Source organism: Pseudomonas sp. RW3S2, assembly GCF_014268955.1.
GTDB lineage: Bacteria > Pseudomonadota > Gammaproteobacteria > Pseudomonadales > Pseudomonadaceae > Aquipseudomonas > Aquipseudomonas wayambapalatensis.
Map to the genome: position 1 here is coordinate 272,494 of NZ_JABWRM010000006.1, position 18,158 is coordinate 290,651.

General features: G+C 63.9%; 15 protein-coding genes. 3 read left to right on the forward strand and 12 right to left on the reverse strand.

Features of this window, described 5'->3' with window-relative positions:
- Positions 1-8: 8 nt before the first annotated feature.
- From acs to dksA, 11 genes are all read right to left on the reverse strand, one after another.
- Complete coding sequence (gene acs, locus HU748_RS11470; RefSeq protein WP_186720384.1) at positions 9-1,943, reverse strand: acetate--CoA ligase; 1,935 nt, start codon at positions 1,941-1,943, stop codon at positions 9-11.
- Positions 1,944-2,098: 155 nt separating this feature from the next.
- Entirely contained in the window at positions 2,099-3,763 is a 1,665-nt protein-coding gene (gene pgi / locus HU748_RS11475) for a glucose-6-phosphate isomerase (protein ID WP_186720386.1), read from the reverse strand.
- Positions 3,764-3,981: 218 nt separating this feature from the next.
- The gene (panC, locus tag HU748_RS11480) at positions 3,982-4,845 is read right to left on the reverse strand and encodes a pantoate--beta-alanine ligase (protein ID WP_186670414.1); all 864 of its coding nucleotides are present in this window, start codon (positions 4,843-4,845) and stop codon (positions 3,982-3,984) included.
- The gene (panB, locus tag HU748_RS11485; RefSeq protein ID WP_186720388.1) at positions 4,842-5,642 is read right to left on the reverse strand and encodes a 3-methyl-2-oxobutanoate hydroxymethyltransferase; all 801 of its coding nucleotides are present in this window, start codon (positions 5,640-5,642) and stop codon (positions 4,842-4,844) included. Before panB ends, panC begins: the two co-directional genes overlap by 4 nt.
- Before the next feature lie 251 nt (positions 5,643-5,893).
- Entirely contained in the window at positions 5,894-6,373 is a 480-nt protein-coding gene (gene folK / locus HU748_RS11490) for a 2-amino-4-hydroxy-6-hydroxymethyldihydropteridine diphosphokinase (RefSeq protein WP_186670410.1), read from the reverse strand.
- A 2-nt stretch (positions 6,374-6,375) separates the two neighbouring features.
- Positions 6,376-7,764, reverse strand: a complete 1,389-nt coding sequence (locus HU748_RS11495) for a polynucleotide adenylyltransferase PcnB (RefSeq protein WP_186711867.1) — start codon at positions 7,762-7,764, stop codon at positions 6,376-6,378.
- A gap of 763 nt (positions 7,765-8,527) precedes the next feature.
- A complete protein-coding gene (locus HU748_RS11500) occupies positions 8,528-9,979 on the reverse strand; it encodes a sigma-54 dependent transcriptional regulator (protein WP_186720390.1) in 1,452 nt (483 codons plus the stop codon).
- A gap of 4 nt (positions 9,980-9,983) precedes the next feature.
- Positions 9,984-12,959, reverse strand: coding sequence for a sensor histidine kinase (locus HU748_RS11505; protein WP_186711118.1), 2,976 nt, complete (start codon positions 12,957-12,959; stop codon positions 9,984-9,986).
- Entirely contained in the window at positions 12,943-13,119 is a 177-nt protein-coding gene (locus tag HU748_RS11510) for a hypothetical protein (RefSeq protein WP_003250005.1), read from the reverse strand. The genes HU748_RS11505 and HU748_RS11510 overlap by 17 nt, the downstream gene beginning before the upstream one ends.
- 156 nt (positions 13,120-13,275) lie before the next feature.
- Complete coding sequence (gene gluQRS, locus HU748_RS11515) at positions 13,276-14,163, reverse strand: tRNA glutamyl-Q(34) synthetase GluQRS (RefSeq protein ID WP_186720392.1); 888 nt, start codon at positions 14,161-14,163, stop codon at positions 13,276-13,278.
- Positions 14,164-14,226: 63 nt separating this feature from the next.
- A complete protein-coding gene (gene dksA / locus HU748_RS11520) occupies positions 14,227-14,673 on the reverse strand; it encodes an RNA polymerase-binding protein DksA (RefSeq protein ID WP_054892595.1) in 447 nt (148 codons plus the stop codon).
- 210 nt (positions 14,674-14,883) lie between these two features.
- Between dksA and HU748_RS11525 the strand changes: the two genes are divergently transcribed.
- Both HU748_RS11525 and sfsA read left to right on the forward strand, forming a co-directional pair.
- Positions 14,884-16,056, forward strand: coding sequence for a pyridoxal phosphate-dependent aminotransferase (locus HU748_RS11525; protein ID WP_186720394.1), 1,173 nt, complete (start codon positions 14,884-14,886; stop codon positions 16,054-16,056).
- A complete protein-coding gene (sfsA, locus tag HU748_RS11530) occupies positions 16,056-16,769 on the forward strand; it encodes a DNA/RNA nuclease SfsA (RefSeq protein WP_186711120.1) in 714 nt (237 codons plus the stop codon). Before HU748_RS11525 ends, sfsA begins: the two co-directional genes overlap by 1 nt.
- Here sfsA and HU748_RS11535 read toward each other — a convergent pair.
- On the reverse strand, positions 16,759-17,076 hold the full coding sequence (locus HU748_RS11535; protein WP_186670400.1) for a Rieske (2Fe-2S) protein: 318 nt from the start codon (positions 17,074-17,076) through the stop codon (positions 16,759-16,761). The genes sfsA and HU748_RS11535 overlap by 11 nt on opposite strands.
- A 149-nt stretch (positions 17,077-17,225) precedes the next feature.
- On the opposite strand from HU748_RS11535, the gene HU748_RS11540 reads away from it, so the two are divergent.
- Complete coding sequence (locus HU748_RS11540; RefSeq protein WP_186720396.1) at positions 17,226-18,110, forward strand: ABC transporter substrate-binding protein; 885 nt, start codon at positions 17,226-17,228, stop codon at positions 18,108-18,110.
- The last annotated feature ends 48 nt before the right edge of the window (positions 18,111-18,158 follow it).

Sequence of the window (18,158 nt, forward strand, 5' to 3'; positions counted from 1 at the left end):
GCGGCCGTCTATTGGTTGAGGCGTGTGTCGATGAGGCCCTGGACCACGCTGGGATCGGCGAGGGTCGAGGTATCGCCGAGGTTGTCCAGCTCGTTGCAGGCGATCTTGCGCAGTATACGCCGCATGATCTTGCCCGAGCGGGTCTTGGGCAAGGCCGGTGCCCACTGGATCAACTCGGGTTTGGCGAAACTGCCGATCTCTTTGCTGACCAACGCCAGCAGCTCGGCCTTGAGCGCATCGTTTGGGGTGATGCCATTCATCGTGGTGACGAAGGCATACACGCCCTGGCCCTTGAGGTCGTGGGGGTAGCCGACCACCGCAGCCTCGGCGATGCTGTCATGCAGCACCAGCGCACTCTCCACCTCGGCGGTGCCGATGCGATGGCCGGATACGTTGATCACATCGTCGATACGCCCGGTGATCCAGTAGTCGCCGTCGGCATCGCGGCGTGCGCCATCACCGGTGAAGTAGTAGCCGGGCATGGGCTTGAAGTAGGTGTCGACCATCCGCTGGTGATCAGCATAGACGCTGCGGATCTGCCCTGGCCAACTGGCCTTGATCGCCAGCAGGCCGGCGCCGGGGCCTTCGATCGGCTTGCCTTTTTCGTCCAGCAGCACCGGTTGCACACCGAACATCGGTTGCGTGGCGCAGCCGGGCTTGAGACGTGGTGTTCCGGGCAGCGGGGTGAGCATGATGCCGCCGGTTTCGGTCTGCCACCAGGTGTCGACGATGGGGCAGCGCTTTTGCCCGACGGCTTCGAAATACCATTCCCAGGCTTCAGGGTTGATCGGCTCGCCGACGCTACCGAGCAGGCGCAGGCTCTCGCGCGAGGTGCCCTGCAACGGTTTGTTGCCTTCGCGCATCAAGGCGCGCAGCGCTGTGGGCGCGGTGTAGAAGATGTTCACCTGGTGTTTGTCGACCACCTGCCAGAAGCGCGAGGTGTCCGGGTAGTTGGGCACGCCTTCGAACATCAGCGAGATGGCACCGTTGGCCAGCGGGCCATAGACAATGTAGCTGTGGCCAGTGACCCAGCCGACGTCGGCTGTGCACCAGAAGACTTCGCCGTCGCGGTAATCGAATACCACCTTGAACGTCATCGTCGCCTGCAGCAGGTAACCTGCCGTGCTGTGCAGCACGCCCTTGGGTTTGCCAGTACTGCCGGAGGTGTAGAGGATGAACAGCGGGTCTTCGGCGGCCATTGGTTCGGGGGCGCAGTCGTCGCCTGCGCGCTCGGTGGCCTCGTGGTACCAGAGGTCGCGTCCTTCGCTCCAGGCCACATCACCCCCGGTGCGCTTGACCACCAGCACGCTGCTGACATTCGGGCAACTGGCCAGGGCTTTGTCGACGTTCTGCTTGAGAGGGATGCGTTTGCCGCCACGCACGCCTTCGTCGGCAGTGATCACCGTGCGACAGTCGGCATCGAGGATGCGGTCGCGTAGGGCATCGGGGGAGAAACCGCCGAACACCACCGAATGAATGGCGCCGATTCGCGTGCAGGCGAGCATGGCGTAGGCGGCTTCGGGGATCATCGGCATGTAGATGCAGACCCGGTCGCCTTTCTTCACGCCGCGTGCTTTCAGGGCGTTGGCCAGGCGACAGACCTGGCGATGCAGTTCGCGGTAGGTGATCGGTTTGGCGTCTTTCGGGTCGTCGCCTTCCCAGAGCAGGGCGGTCTGCTCGCCACGCTTGTCGAGATGACGGTCGATGCAGTTGTAGCTGACGTTGAGCTGGGCGCCCTCGAACCAGCGTGCGGTGCCGGTCTTGAGGTCGCACTGTTGCACGCTCGACCAGGGTTTTATCCAGTCCAGGCGCCTGGCCTGCTCGGCCCAGAAGGTATCGGGGTCATCCACCGACTGGCGGTAGAGGCGGCGGTAATCTGCATCGGAGAGTTCTGCGGCCTGGCTGGCGGCCAGGGCCTCGGGGTAGTCGCGGATATCGAACATGGCGGGTGGTCCTGCTCTTGTCGGAGGGACTTCAACGGCTATTCGATGGACAGTGTAGCTGGAGGTGTGTTCAACCTGTGCTGGCCTCTTCGCGGGCGAGCCCGCTCCTACAAGGGCCCGTAGGAGCGGGCTCGCCCGCGAATGCAGCCTTCAGGTCAGCCGCGATGACGGCCGCGGAAGTAGTTGATCAAGCCCTGGGTCGAGCCATCTTCAGCGCTGTCTTCCAGGCTGCCGACCAGGCGCTGGTACACGCCCTTGCCCAGCTCCTTGCCCAGCTCCACGCCCCACTGGTCGAAGGCGTTGATGCCCCAGACCACGCTCTGCACGAAGACCTTGTGCTCGTACATGGCCACTAGCGCGCCGAGGCGGCGCGGGCTGATGCGCTCGACCACCAGGGTGTTGCTCGGGCGGTTGCCCGGGATCACCTTGTGTGGTGCCAGCTTTTCGATATCTGCTTCGTTCAGGCCCTTGGCGCGCAGCTCGGTCTCGGCTTCCTCGCGGGTCTTGCCGAGCATCAGCGCCTGGCTCTGCGACAGGCAGTTGGCATACAGCCACTGGTGATGGTCGGCCACCGGGTTGAAGCTCACCACTGGCACGATGAAGTCGGCCGGGATCATCTGGGTGCCTTGGTGCAGCAACTGGTGATAGGCGTGCTGGCCGTTGCAACCAACGCCGCCCCAGATCACCGGGCCGGTCTCGGTTTTCACCGGGGAGCCGTCGGTCAGTACACTCTTGCCGTTGGACTCCATGTCCAGCTGTTGCAGGTGCTTGGTGATGTTACGCAGGTAGTGGTCGTACGGCAGGATCGCGTGGCTGCTGGCATTCCAGAAGTTGCCATACCACACGCCGAGCAGCGCCAGCAGGACTGGCATGTTCTTCTCGAACGGCGCGGTCTGGAAATGCTGGTCCATGGTGTAGGCGCCGGACAGCAGTTCCTTGAAGTTGGCAGTACCGATGGCCAGGGCGATCGGCAGGCCAATGGCCGACCACAGCGAGTAGCGCCCGCCCACCCAATCCCACATCGGGAAGATGTTTTCTTCACGAATGCCGAAGGCCACGGCGGCGGCCTTGTTGCTGGAGACTGCGATGAAGTGGCGATAGAGCTCGGCTTCCGAGCCGCCCTGGGCCAGGTACCAGGTGCGCGCAGCCATGGCGTTCTTCAGGGTTTCGAGGGTGTTGAACGACTTCGACGAGACGATGAACAGGGTGGTTTCGGCGCGCAGGTTGGCCGACAGTTCGTGGAACTCGCTGCCGTCGATGTTGGCCAGGTAGTGGCAGCGCACGCCGCGCTGGGCGTAAGGCAGCAGGGCCTCGGAGACCAGTTCGGGGCCGAGGAAGGAGCCGCCGATGCCGATGTTGACCACGTCGGTGATCGGTTTTTCGCTGTAGCCGCGCCACAGGCCGTCGTGGATGCGTCCGACCAGTTCGGTGATCTGGTTGAGGACCTTGTGCACTTCGGGCATCACATTGACACCACCGACATTCAGCTTGTCACCGACCGGACGGCGCAAGGCCGTGTGTAGCACCGGACGGCCTTCGGAGCCGTTGATGATCTCGCCGCTGAACATCGACTTGATGGCGTCAGCCAGACCGACTTCCTGAGCCAGTTCGACGAGCAGCTCACGGGTCTTTTCGTTGATCAGGTTCTTCGAGTAGTCGAGGAACAGGCCGCAGCTGCTGAGCGAAAACTGCTCGAAGCGCTTGGGGTCGGCGGCGAAGGCGTCGCGCATGCTGAAGCCCTGCATGGCATCGCGGTGTTGCTGAAGCTCCTGCCAGGCGGGCAGGGCCGTCACATCGTGGGGAGTGCGGTAATACGCCATTGCGGATGGTTTCCTTCGGGCATGGTCAGGCTTTGACACTGGCAGGCTTTGCCAGTTGCAGGAGAGGCCCATTATAGGCATTGGCCGGTCGGCGGGAATGGGGCGGGCGGGCGGGGCGTGAAATATTTGCGTGGGGTTGTCAGTGCTGGCCTAATCGCGGGACGAGCAGGTACAACGCCGTATTCAGTGGCGGCGCTGTACCTGCGGGGGCGCCGCGATCAGGCGGTCTTTTCGTCCAGGTGCAAGTACAGGTTGTCGATCAGCCGAGTGCTACCCAGATACGCCGCCCCCAGGATCACCAGGTCACGATCGTCGGCTTGCGCCGGTTTCAGGCTGACGGCATGACGCACTTCCAGGTAGTCCGGGCGGAACCCGGCGGCTGTCAGCTGCGCCTGGCCTTCAGCCAGCAGCGTCAGATAATCGCGCTGACCCCGCCGGACCGCCTCGGCCAACAGGCTCAGCACTTTGTATAGCATCGGTGCCGCAGCGCGTTGTTCAGCGCTCAGATAACCGTTGCGCGACGACAGCGCCAACCCATCCTCAGCCCGCACGGTCGGCTCGCCGATGATCTGGATCGGCATGTTCAGGTCTCGCACCATGGCGCGGATGACCGCCAGCTGCTGGTAGTCCTTTTCGCCGAACACGGCCAGATCCGGCTGGACCATGTTGAACAGCTTGCTGACCACCGTCGCCACACCCTCGAAGTGCCCGGGGCGGCTGGCGCCACACAGGCCTTCGGACAGTTGCGGCACGCTCACCCGGGTCTGCACGGTCATGCCGTCGGGGTACATCTCTTCGACAGTAGGCGCGAACAGCAGATGGCAACCGGCCTGCAACAGGGTTTCCTGATCGGCAGCGAGGGTGCGTGGGTATTTGTCGAGGTCTTCGCCTGCGCCGAACTGCAGCGGGTTGACGAAGATGCTGGCAACCACGAAGTCGGCGCGCTGGGCGGCCTTGGTCACCAGGGCGGCGTGGCCGCTGTGCAGGTTGCCCATGGTCGGGACGAAGGCGATACGTTTGCCTTCGCCCCGGGCGCGTGCCACGGCGGCGCGCAGTTCGCGGACAGTCTTGACGGTATTCATGCGCTGAACCCGTGTTCGGGGGCCGGGAAGCTCACATCTTTGACCTGCTTGACGTAGGCCGCCAGGGCGCTCTGGATATCGGGCTGGCCGGCCATGAAGTTCTTCACGAACTTCGGTACGCGGCCGCTGAGGGACAAGCCCAGCATGTCGTGCAGCACCAGTACCTGGCCATCGGTACCACTGCCGGCACCGATACCGATCACTGGAATGCTCACCGCCTGGGAAATCTCCGTGGCCAGCTCGCTGGGCACGCATTCGAGCAGCAGCATGGCGGCGCCAGCTTGCTCAAGGGCGATGGCATCGGCGCGCATCTGTTGCGCCTGGGCTTGCTGGCGCCCCTGGACCTTGTAGCCACCGAGCACGTTGACCGTCTGCGGGGTCAGGCCCATGTGCGCGCACACCGGCACGCCGCGGTCGGCCAGCAGGCGGATGGTCTCGGCCAACCAGGCTGCGCCCTCGACCTTGATCATGTGCGCACCGGCGCGCATCAGCTTGGCGCAGTTGACGAACGACTGCTCGAGCGTGGCATGTGCCATGAAGGGCAGGTCGGCCAGGATCAGTGCACCGTCGTTGCCGCGTTTGACGCAGGCGGTGTGGTAGGCCATGTCGTCGGTGGTGACGGGCAGGGTGCTGTCATGGCCCTGCAGGACCATGCCGAGCGAATCGCCAACCAGCAGCACCTCGACGCCGGCCTGGCTGGCGGCCTTGGCGAAGGTGGCGTCGTAGCAGGTCAGCATGGTGATTTTCTCACCCTTGGCCTTCAGGCCATGCAGGGTGGTCAGGGTTACTTCAGGCATGTAGCGAAATCCTCGTTCAGGCGCTGTGAAAAACGACTGCGTACAACGCGTGTATTCATCTTCCGGAGCGGCACATCATCGTGCGTGATGTTCGGGTCACAGGGCTGTCCGGGCCTAAATGGGTGTGATGCGGCATACGGGCGCCGCGGGACGCCTATAGTCGTGAGCGATGGGGGGGAAGTCAATGACCCTGTTACCGCATTGTTACGCTCAGGGTGTTACTGGCGTTACCGATGGCTGAAACGCCCGGATTACAAGCGTTCCAGCCCGACGAACGGGCAGTCCTGGAGCAGTTGCGCGAGGCTGCGGCCATCGGCCAGATGGAAGTCTTCAGGGACCAGCTCGGCCAGCGGATAAAGCACGAAGGGACGGGCATGCAGGTGGTAATGCGGCACTTTAAGACGTGGCACATCGATGACCTGGTCGCCGAACAGCAGCACATCCAGGTCGAGTGTACGCGGGCCCCAGCGCTCCTTGCGCACCCGGCCCTGATCGTTCTCGATGCCCTGCAGGGCATCGAGCAGCGCCAGCGGCGCCAGCTCGGTGTCGAGCGCTGCGACCGCATTGGTGTAGCGAGGCTGGCCGGGCAGCAGGGAGTCACTGGTGTACAACGCCGAAGCGGCCACCAGGTGCGTCCCGGCGATCTGGTCCAGCGCCTGGAGGGCGCTGCGCAGTTGCTCGGCGGGGGCGTCCAGGTTGCTGCCCAGGCCAATATAGGCGCGTACCGGCATGCTCAGTCGAAGGCCTCGTCGCCACCGGCCTTGCGCTTGCTATTGCTGCGCTTGCGTTTGCGCGGGGCCGGCCCCGAACCTTCGTCACGGCTGCCCAGCTCGCGGATCATGTCGCGGCGTTCGCTGTCGTGGGCGTCCTGGTAGTCGGTCCACCACTGGCCGAGATCGTCGGTTTCCTCACCGGCACTTTCGCGCAGCAGCAGGAAGTCGTAGCCGGCGCGGAAGCGCGGGTTGTCCAGGAGCATGTCGGCGCGTTTGCCGCTGCGCCGTGGCAGGCGCTCCTGCATGTCCCAGATCTCGCGGATCGGCAGGGTGAAGCGCTTGGGAATAGCAATGCGCTGGCACTGTTCGGCGATCAGGTCGTGGGCGGCTTCGTTCATTGCCGGGATCGGCGGCACGCCCTGGCTTTGCAGGTACAGGGCACGTGCTGGCAGGGCAGGCCACAGCAACGCGGCGAACAGGAAGGCCGGGGTCACCGGTTTGCCCTGCTTGACGCGCAGGTCGGTGTTGGCCAGCGCCTGGCTGATCAGGGTGTGGGTGTAGGTCGGGCGTTCATCCAGGGCGTGGGCGCTGGCCGGGAACAGGGGTTCGAACAACTCGAGGTCGACCAGCATTTCGAAGGCGATCGCCCCCTGGCCGGACAGGAACAGCTTGAGCACTTCCTCGAACAGGCGCGCCGGCGGGATTTCGCGCAGCAGCTTGGCCAGTTCGCGGATAGGCTGGACGGTGTGCTTCTCGATGCCGAAGTCGAGCTTGGCGGCGAAACGCACCGCGCGCAGCATGCGCACCGGGTCTTCCTGGTAACGGTGGGTCGGATCGCCGATCAGGCGCAGCAGGCGATTGCGGATATCGTGGACGCCATTGGCATAGTCCAGGACGCGCTCGCTGACCGGGTCGTAGTACAGGGCGTTGATGGTGAAGTCGCGACGCTGGGCATCGTCTTCGAGGGTGCCGTAGACGTTGTCACGCAGGATTCGCCCGCTGGCGTTGTGCGACGAACGGTGGCTGTCACCCTGGTCATCTTCGCTGTGATGAGCGCGGAAGGTGGCGACTTCGATGATTTCGCGGCCGAAATGGATGTGGACCAGCTTGAAGCGCCGGCCAATGATCCTGGCATTGCGGAATTCGGCACGCACCTGTTCGGGCGTGGCGCTGGTGGCGACATCGAAGTCCTTGGGGGTGATGCCCAGCAGGAGGTCGCGCACGCAGCCGCCGACCAGGTAGGCCTGGTAGCCGGCGCCCTGCAGGCGCTCGACGATGCTCACGGCGTGGCGGCTGAACTGGCTGCGCTGCAGCGAGTGCTGGCTCTTGTTGATCACTTCAGGCGTGGTGCGCCTGTGGTGTTGACCACGGATGGGAGGACGGAACGACTGGAACAGCTTCTTCAGCATGGGATGCACTGTTTGAAGGAATGTTCGGCCAAGACTAGGAGAATGGCCGCATGATGGCGGGGGATTCTAGCATTTACTGGCGGAATGGTGTAGGCGGTGCCGAAAGGCGATTAAGGCGGGGAGAAACGACATGGGGAGCCTAGGCTCCCCATCAAGTCGTTGCGTGCTCTTATTGTTTTTTTGTCGGGCTTCTTGTTTTTGTTGAGTGCCCTGTCCACACAGCTTGAAGCGTGTGGACGACCCCAAATTCAGGGGTGAAGAGCAAACGGATTGCTTTGGTCGCTGATGCTATGCTGATCAATCGATCCAACCAGTTCAGGCGCTGCTTTAGTGCAGTTTTTGTTGTTCTCTGCCTGGTTGTGGGGCAAGCCCCAAACACAACTCCTCTCCAAAAGAATCAGTTAGCTGCGCCTCCGCCGTCTTGTTCTTGTTATGCGTGAGCCGTTTCGTCTTGTTCTTATTCTGAGTAGCAGTGCTTGTTATTGTTCTTGTACGAAAGATATAGCAGGTGGCGTGCCAACTTTCGCAAACCCAATTAAATCAATGGGTTACGGGTTTTCGGGCCGCGCGCAAGGCGGGAAAATGTAGAAATTTCGTTACCGTATGCCTCGATTTGTTACGTCGCGGACGGTTGAGGTAACAGATTTTTCACGGTAACCGGGTGTTACCTGCTGAAGGGGCGGGGTGTGGTAGGGCTCACCGTGGGCAAGCCCCTGAACGCAAAGCGCCGACCCAGGGTCGGCGCTGTAGAGCTATGGACGTATCAGTTCTCGCTGGCGACGTTGCTTTTGCGCCGTGGAATACCCAGGCGCTGGCGACGCTCCCACAGGCACTTGCGGCTTACACCCAGCTTGCGGGCCAGCTCCGTCTCGGTCATGTGGTCCTGGTGTTCGAGGACGAAGTGCTGGAAGTAGTCTTCCAGCGACAGGTCTTCCGTCGGCTCGTGGCTGGCGTTGTTACCACCGACACCGGCGACCATCTGCAGGCTGTCGGGGAGGTCGTCGTCTTCCAGGCCGCTCAGTTCGATGTCGATGCCCAGCAGGTCGGCGGATATTTCCGGGCTTTCGCTGAGAATGACCGCGCGCTCGACGGCGTTCTCCAACTCGCGGACGTTACCCGGCCAGCTGTAGTGGCGGATGGCTTGCTCGGCATCGCTGGAGAAATGCAGGTCGTCACGGCCGATGCGCGCGCTCTGCCGGGCGAGGAAGGCGTTGGCAATCTCGTTGACGTCGCTGCCGCGCTCGCGCAAGGCGGGCAGTTTGAGGGCGATGACGTGCAGACGGTAATAAAGGTCTTCGCGGAACTGGCCGGACTTGGCCAGGTTTTTCAGGTCGCGGTGGGTCGCAGCGATCAGGCGCACATCGACCTTTTGCGACTGCACCGAGCCGACCCGACGAATCTCGCCTTCCTGCAGCACACGCAGCAGTCGAGCCTGAGCCTCCAGCGGCAGTTCGCCGATCTCATCGAGGAACAGGGTGCCGCCGTCCGCTGCCTCGACCAGGCCGGCACGGCCAGCGCTGGCGCCGGTGAACGCGCCTTTCTCGTGGCCGAACAGCTCGGATTCGATCAGCGTTTCCGGAATGGCCGCACAGTTCACCGAGATCATCGGCGCCTTGGCGCGTCGCGAAAGGTTGTGCAGGGCGCGGGCGACCAACTCCTTGCCGGTGCCGGATTCGCCCTGGATCAGGACGTTGGAGTCAGTCGGAGCGACCTTGCGGATCTTGCTGTACAGGTCCTGCATGGGGGGGCAGGAGCCAATGATACCGATTTCGCCGTTGGCCGAGGCGCCGCTCTGCTTGTCTGCGCCTGGTGCCTTGCCGTTGCTGCGCACTTCGGCCGCAGCCGCAGTGGCGACCGGGGCATTCTGCCGGTCGCGCAGGATGCGCGCGACAGCCTGGAGCATCTCGTCATGGTCGAAAGGCTTGGCGATGTAGTCCACCGCGCCCATTTTCATCGAGTCGACCGCCGAGCGCAGGCTGGCGTAGCTGGTCATGATCAGCACCGGTGTGCCCTGGCCGAGCTTGATCAGCTCGGTGCCCGGTGCTCCGGGCAGGCGCAGGTCGCTGACGATCAGGTCGAAGGTGGCAATGCTGAAGCGTTCCTGGGCTTCCTGCACCGAGCCGGCTTCGCTGACCTGGTACTGGTTCCGCTCGAGCAGACGACGCAGGGCCGAACGGATGATGGTTTCGTCTTCGACGATCAGAATGTGCGGCATTGATTCAATTCTCTCGACGGTCTCGAATTTCAGGGGACGTCGCTACGACATGCCGGGGCAGGGTCACGCGGATCCGTGTGCCACGTTGCCGATCGAGATCGGCCGGGCTGTCGATGGTGATTTGCCCATAATGCTCTTCCACGATGGAATAGACCAGAGCGAGCCCCAGTCCGGTTCCCTCGCCCGGATCCTTGGTGGTGAAGAAGGGCTCGAACAGGCGATCCATGATGTTCTTCGGAATACCGCTGCCCTCGTCTTCGACGATCAGGTCGACGGTGTGCTCGCTCGCTTCGCTGCGCACACGCACGGCGCTGCCAGCTGGCGAGGCGTCGCGGGCGTTGGACAGCAGGTTGATCAGCACCTGGGCCAGGCGCTGCGGGTCACCCTCGGCCCAGTGGTCCGGGTCACAAAGGTTGAAGAACTGTACTTCGAAATTGCGCCGGTTCAACGCCAGCAGACCGATGGCATCCTGCGCCACCTCGGCCAGCGACACGGGCTCTTCGGTATTCTGGTGGCTGCCCCCGGCGTGGGCGAAGCTCATCAGCGACTGGACGATGCGCGAGACGCGCTTGGTCTGTTCGAGGATCTGGCTCGACAGCTCGATGATCTCGCCGTCGCCTTCGCGTTCCTCGCGCAGGTTCTGCGCCAGGCAAGCGATGCCGGTGATCGGGTTGCCGATCTCGTGGGCCACGCCTGCAGCCAGGCGGCCGATGCTGGCCAAGCGCTCGGAGTGCACCAGCTTTTCTTCGAGGGCCTGGGTCTCGGTGAGGTCTTCGACCAGCAGCACCAGGCCGCTGTTGCCCGGGGCCAGCGGCTCGTCGATGGCCGCCTTGTGCAGGTTGAGCCAGCGCGGCTGGCCGTCGAGGGCCAGGCGTTGCTTGTGCAGGTGCTCGTCGGGAAGGTCGATGAAGCCTTGCAGCAACCCGCGCCAAGGTTCGGCGATGGTCACCAGGCGCGAACCGACCACGTGCTTGGCGGCGATGCCGGTCAGCTCCTCCATGGCTCGGTTCCACATCAGGATTTCCTGGTCCTTGGCCAGCGAGCAGACGCCCATGGGCAGTTCCTGCAGCGTTTGACGGTGGTAGCGGCGCAGCGCATCGAGCTCGGCGGCAAGGCCGGTCAGGCGCGAGTGGTAGTCCTCGAGACGGCTTTCGATGAAGTGGATGTCTTCGGTGACGTAGTTCTCGTTACCTGACTTGTAGGGCAGGAAGGTCTCGACCATGTCCTGGGCTACGCTGGGACCCATCAGCCCCGAGAGGTTGGCCTCGATGCGGTCACGCAGGCGCCGCAGGGCGTAGGGGCGGCGTTCGTCGAAGGGCAGATAGAGGTCGCGCAGGGCCTGCTCGACTTCTTTCTGCGCGGCCTTGGCGCCCAGTGGCTTGGCCAGTTGGGTGGCGAATTCCTGGGGGGAGGCCGCATGCAGTTCACGGCGTTGCGGGCGGCGCACATTGTCGACTGCGCAGGCCTCGGCGGCGCTGACCTCCTCGCTGCTGGCGTTGGTGAACAGCGAGATCAGGGTGAACAGCAGCACGTTGGCCGCCAACGAGGCAATGGCCGCCATGTGCCAGCTGGTGTCGTCCAGCACGTAGATCATGTTCAGCAGCGGAATGTAGAAGCCCTGCACATTGCCCAGCAGCGGCAGCAGCATGGTGACCATCCACACCAGCGTACCGGCCAGCAGGCCGGCGATGAAGCCGCGCCGATTGGCGGTTGGCCAGTACAGTACCGAAAGCACGCCCGGCAGGAACTGCAGCGTGGCGACGAAGGCGACGATGCCCAGGTTGGCCAGGCTCTGGTGGGTATTCTGGGTCAGGTAGAAGACGAAGCCTGCGGTGATGATTGCCACGATCAACGCGCGGCGGGTCCATTTCAGCCAGCGGTAGATGTTGCCCTCGGCAGGGGGCTGGTAGAGCGGCAGCACCAAGTGGTTGAGGGCCATGCCCGAGAGCGCCAGGGTGGTGACGATGATCAGGCCGCTGGCCGCTGACAGGCCGCCGACATAGGCGAGCAAGGCCAGCGCCTCGTTGTTGGCGGCGATGCCCAGGCCCAGGGTGAAGTACTCCGGGTTGGTGCTTGCGCCCAGGCGCAAGCCTGCCCACAGCACCAGCGGCACCGCCAGGCTCATCAGCAGCAGGAACAGCGGCAGGCCCCAGCTGGCGCTGACCAGCGAGCGCGGGCTGAGGTTCTCGGTGAAGGCCATGTGGTACATGTGCGGCATGACGATCGCCGAGGCGAAGAACACCAGCAGCAACGTGCGCCATGGGCCTTCCTGCAGCGGCGTGTGCAGTGCGGCCAGTGCCGTCTGGTTCTGCAGCAGCCAGACTTCCAGTTCGTGCGGGCCGCCGAACACCCCGTACAAGGCGTACAGGCCGATGCCGCCCAGGGCCAGCAGCTTGATCACCGACTCGAAGGCGATGGCGAACACAAGGCCTTCGTGCTTCTCGCGGGTGGCGATATGGCGTGAGCCGAAGAAAATGGTGAAGAGGATGATCAGCACGCAGAAGGCGAAGGCCACGCGCGCCTTGACCGGCTCGCCGGTCAGGATGCTGATGGAGTCGGCCACCGCCTGGATCTGCAGGGCCAGCAACGGCAATACGCCGATCAGCATGATCACCGTGGTCAGTGCCCCGGCCCAGGTGCTGCGGAAACGGAACGCCAGTAGGTCGGCGAGGGAGGAGAGCTGGTAGGTGCGGGTGATCTTGAGAATCGGGTAGAGCAGCACCGGCGCCAGCAGGAAGGCCCCGGACACACCCAGGTAACAGGCGAGGAAGCCATAGCCGTACTGGTAGGCCAGGCCTACCGAACCATAGAACGCCCAGGCACTGGCATAGACGCCCAGCGACAGGGTGTAGGTCAGGGGGTGGCGGATGACCGAGCGCGGGATCAACCCGCGTTCGCTGACCCAGGCCACGCCGAACAGCACCAGCAGGTAGGCGGCGCTGATCAGGATCATCTGGGTCAGGCTAAAGCTCATCGGCATCTCGTTGGCTCTGCAGGATGAAGGTGACGACGATCAGGATCAGCCAGAGCAGATACGGGCGGTACCAGGCTCCGGTCGGTTCGATCCACCAGTCCATGATGGCCGGGGAGAACAGATAGATCCCCACGACCAGAAGCAGGACCAAGCGATAGATATACATGCGGGCCTCGATGGCAGGGCGCTGCGGGTTTGAGCTTCTTATTATTGGCGCAAATGGCTGGGGCGATGCTAGCGGGATTCTGGGGTGTTCGCCAAGGGTTTGAATTCGTTGGGGTTTTGAATGTGCGCAGCTTGCCCCGCGAGAGGGCCGGCCGCGTCAGCGCAGATCCGCCTCCGGCACCGTCAACTGCCGTGCAATCGCCCCAGGTTTCCACTGCCTGCGCGCCACCGCCAACACCTCGGCCGGACTGGCACCTTCCAGCGCCGGATCACTCGCCTGCCCCAGGGCTCGTAACGCCCGCAACAGCAGCGGCGTGGCCTTGTCCGCCTGCAGCGGTGGTGAACGGTACGATTTGCCCAGCTTGTGCCCATCCGGCTGCACGATCAACGGAATGTGCAGGTAGCGCGGCTGCGAGAACCCCAGCAGTTCCTGCAGGTACAGCTGGCGCGGGGTGTTGTCGAGCAGGTCGGCGCCGCGCACGATGTCGGTCACGCCTTGCCAGGCATCGTCCAGCACCACTGCCAGTTGATAGGCATACAGCCCGTCGCGGCGCTGGATGACGAAATCCCCCACCTCGCGTCCAAGGTGCTGCTGGAATTCCCCCTGCACACGGTCGTTGAAGCGGTAGAGCAGTTCGGGCACCCGAATGCGGATGGCGGCATTTTCGCGGGCATGGCCAGCGTTGCGGCAGAAACCGGGGTAGATGCCGCCATATCCTTCCAGTTGTTTGCGCGAGCAGGTACAGGCGTAGGCCAGGCCCATGCTGAACAGGCGATCGACCACCGTGGCGTAGGCCTCATGACGCTGACTCTGGAACACCACTTCGCCATCCCACTCCAGGCCGTAGCGTTCGAGGGTCTGCAGGATGGCGTCACGGGCGCCGGGCATTTCCCGGGGCGGATCGGTGTCCTCCATGCGCAGCAGCCAGCGCCCGTCGACGGCGCGGGCATCGAGCCAGGAGGCGAGGGCGGCGACCAGCGAGCCGAAATGCAGGAAGCCACTGGGGGTGGGGGCGAATCGCCCGATATAGCGGGAGTCGTTCATGGATGTGCTGGGCATATAAATGAAACGGGGCGCTCGATGCGCCCCGTTCGGAGGGAAGAAGGATCAGCCCTTGCCGACTGTCTTTTCCTTTTTCTCGGCAATTTCCTTGCAGTCGAAGCACAGGTCTGCGGTGGGACGGGCTTCCAGTCGGCGCAGGCCAATCTCGATGCCGCAGGAGTCGCACCAGCCGTATTCTTCGTCCTGGATCTTCTGCAAGGTCTTGTCGATCTTCTTGATCAGCTTGCGTTCACGGTCGCGGTTACGCAGCTCCAAGGCGAACTCTTCTTCCTGGCTCGCGCGGTCCGCAGGGTCCGGGAAGTTGGCGGCTTCGTCCTTCATATGGGTCACGGTCTGATCGACACTGGTCATCAGCTCGAGCTTCCATGCACCCAACAGCTTGGTGAAGTGCTTGCGCATGGGTTCGCCCATGTACTCTTCACCCTTGGTTTCCTTATAGGGCTCGACACCGTACATGGTCTGATTGGTTTTTTGCTTTTCTACGGTGGACATGAATAGACCGCCTCTCACTCATCTGATCCAATGCGCAGGATGCTCCATCTCCGGCGACCGCCGGCCCTGCGACTGCGAGCCGCCGAACTTACCAGATAGATCGGGGGTGCGCTACCCCGCCCGATCCGAGGTATTGACAGCAACCTGCGTCGCCCGTTCGGTGTTTCTCGACAGTAGAATCACCAGTTTAGACCCAATTGAGAGAAGGTCATGGCCCACTCCTACAGTGCGCGCAGCCGCGCCATCGAACCCTTCCATGTCATGGCGCTGCTGGCGCGTGCCAACGAGCTGCAGGCGGCAGGCCATGACGTGATCCACCTGGAGATCGGCGAGCCGGACTTCACCACGGCCGCGCCGATCGTCGAAGCCGGGCAGGCCGCGCTCGCTGCAGGGCATACCCGCTACACTGCCGCCCGTGGCCTGCCTGCGTTGCGCGAGGCGATCGCAGGTTTCTACGGCCAGCGTTATGGCCTGTCGGTGGATTCCGAGCGCATCCTTGTGACGCCTGGCGGTTCCGGCGCGCTGCTGCTGGCCAGCAGCCTGCTGGTGGATCCGGGCAAGCATTGGCTGCTGGCCGACCCAGGCTACCCGTGCAACCGCCATTTCCTGCGCCTGGTCGAAGGCGGCGCGCAGTTGGTGCCAGTAGGGCCGGAGGTGAATTACCAGCTCACCGCCGACCTGGTCGACCGGCACTGGGACAAGGATACCGTCGGTGCGCTGGTGGCTTCGCCCGCCAACCCGACCGGCACCGTGCTCGACCGCGAGGCCCTGGCCAGCCTGTCCCGGGCCACCCGTGAGCATCACGGGCATCTGGTGGTGGACGAGATCTATCATGGCCTGACCTACGGTATGGATGCGCCGAGCGTGCTGGAGGTGGACGATGACGCCTTCGTCCTGAATAGTTTTTCCAAGTATTTCGGAATGACCGGCTGGCGTCTCGGCTGGCTGGTCGCACCGCCTTCGGCCGTGGCCGACCTGGAAAAGCTGGCGCAGAACCTCTACATCAGTGCGCCGAGCATGGCCCAGCATGCTGCGCTGGCGTGCTTCGAGCCCGGCACCCTGGCCATCTTCGAGGAACGCCGCGCCGAGTTCGCCCGGCGTCGCGACTACCTGCTGCCCGCCTTGCGCGAGCTCGGTTTCGGCATTGCCGTGGAGCCGCAGGGCGCCTTCTATCTATACGCCGACATCAGTGCTTTCGGCGGCGATGCCTTCGCTTTCTGTCGACATTTCCTGGAAACCGAGCATCTGGCCTTCACGCCCGGGCTGGACTTCGGCCGCCACCAGGCCGGGCATCACGTGCGCTTCGCCTACACCCAGAGCCTGCCGCGCCTGGAAGAGGCGGTGCAGCGCATTGCCCGTGGCCTGCGGAGCTGGCAACCCTGATGCGTTTCCTTCCCGAACTCGAGCGAGCGCGTCTGCTGCGCCGCTACAAACGCTTCCTGGCCGACATCGAGCTGGCCAACGGCGAACAGATGACCATCCATTGCCCGAATACCGGCTCCATGCTCAATTGCATGCGCGACGGCGGGCAGGTCTGGTTCAGTCGTTCCAACGATCCCAAGCGCAAGCTGGCGGGCACCTGGGAGATCAGTGAAACGCCTCAGGGGCGCCTGGCCTGCGTCAATACCGGCAGGGCCAATGCCCTGGTCGAGGAAGCCCTGCGCGCTGGCGTGATCACCGAGCTGGCCGGGTTCGCCGCGCTCAAGCGTGAAGTGGCCTATGGCGAGGAGCGCAGTCGCGTGGATTTTCGCCTGGAGTTCGCCGAGGGCCCGGCCTATGTCGAGGTCAAGAGCGTGACCCTGGGCTATCCCGACACCGCGGTGGCGGCCTTCCCTGACGCGGTGACCCAACGCGGCGCCAAGCACCTGCGCGAGCTCGCTGCATTGGCCCGCCAGGGTGTTCGCGCCGTGCAGCTGTATTGTGTCAACCTCACCGGCATCGAGGCGGTACGCCCGGCCGAAGAGATCGACCCTGGTTATGCCCAGGCACTGCGCGATGCGGTGGCCGATGGTGTCGAGGTGCTGGCCTATGGTGCGCGCCTTGATGCCGAGCAGATCGTCATCGATCGCCGCCTGCCGGTATTGCTCAACCCTTGAGCCAGATGCCCTGGCTGTCTTCGTGGCAGTCCAGGGCCTGCAACGACTCGCCCTCGCAGGGGCCCGACACGCATTCGCCGGATTCGATCAGGAACAGCGCGCCATGATGGGCGCAATGAATCAGGCTGGCGCTGTCATCGAGAAAGCTGTCCGGTGCCCAGTTCAGCGTGATGCCGCGATGCGGGCAATGGTTGCGGTACAGGTACACCCGGCCCTGGCGGCGCACGCCGAACAGCGTTTCACCAGCTACGCTGAAGGCGCGGCTGCAGCCTTCGGCGAGGGCTTGGGAGGAGCAGAGGAAATGCATTGCAGATAAGACTCTTGAAACCAATGGTGGCTTGACGCTTCAATGCGAATAATTATCAAATTGCCCGCATCCACTGCGCCAGCCCGTCCATGGTGCGCAGTTCCGTCAGGTGCCACAAGGTGTCTGGCCGCCTTCTGCAAAGGAACCCGATGATGCGCCGTCCTGTTGCCCTGATCGCCTTGTGCGCCGGTCTTGTCCTTTCCTCCCCGTTGCTGGCCGCCGACCTGCCGCAGCGCTGGGTCAGCGCCGGTGGGGCACTGAGCGAATGGATCAGTGCCCTGGGCGGCGAGGCGCGGTTGGTCGGCGTCGATACCACCAGCCAGCACCCGCATTCGCTCAAGGCACTGCCGAGCATCGGCTACCAGCGTCAACTGTCAGCCGAGGGTATCCTCAGCCTGCGCCCGGATGTGCTGGTCGGCACCGAGGAAATGGGGCCGCCACCGGTGCTGGCGCAGGTACGCGGGGCCGGGGTGCGTGTCGAGCTGTTCTCCAGTCAGGCCGACCTGGCGGCAGTGGACCAGAACCTCAAGCACCTGGGCGAGCTGCTCGGTGCGCAGCAAAAAGCCAGTGAGCTGAGCACTCGCTACCACCAGCAGCTCGATGCGCTGCAGGCAAAGATCAAGCAGGCCCAGGCCGGTCAGAAGGCTCCAGGTGTGTTGCTGCTGGTCGGTCATGCCGGTGCCAAGCCATTGATCGCAGGGCAGGGCACCTCGGGCGACTGGCTGTTGCGTCAGGCTGGGGCGCGCAACCTGGCGGATCACCAGGGGTACAAGAACTTCTCTGTCGAAGCGCTGGCCGCGCTGGATCCGGACGTGGTGGTGTTTTCCGACCGAGCACTGGACGGCGAGCAGGCGCTCAAGGCGCTGCTCAAGGAAAATCCGGCGCTGGCCGCTTCGCGTGCGGTACGCGACAAGCGCCTGGTGTCACTCGATCCGACGCTGTTGGTCGGTGGCCTCGGCCCGCGGCTGCCGGCCACCTTGCATGAGCTGGCCGGCGCCTTCTATCCCGCAGCCAAGGCCAGCCTCAACCAATGAAGCAGCGGGTCCCGCCGCGTACGCTGTTCATCTGCCTGACATTCCTGT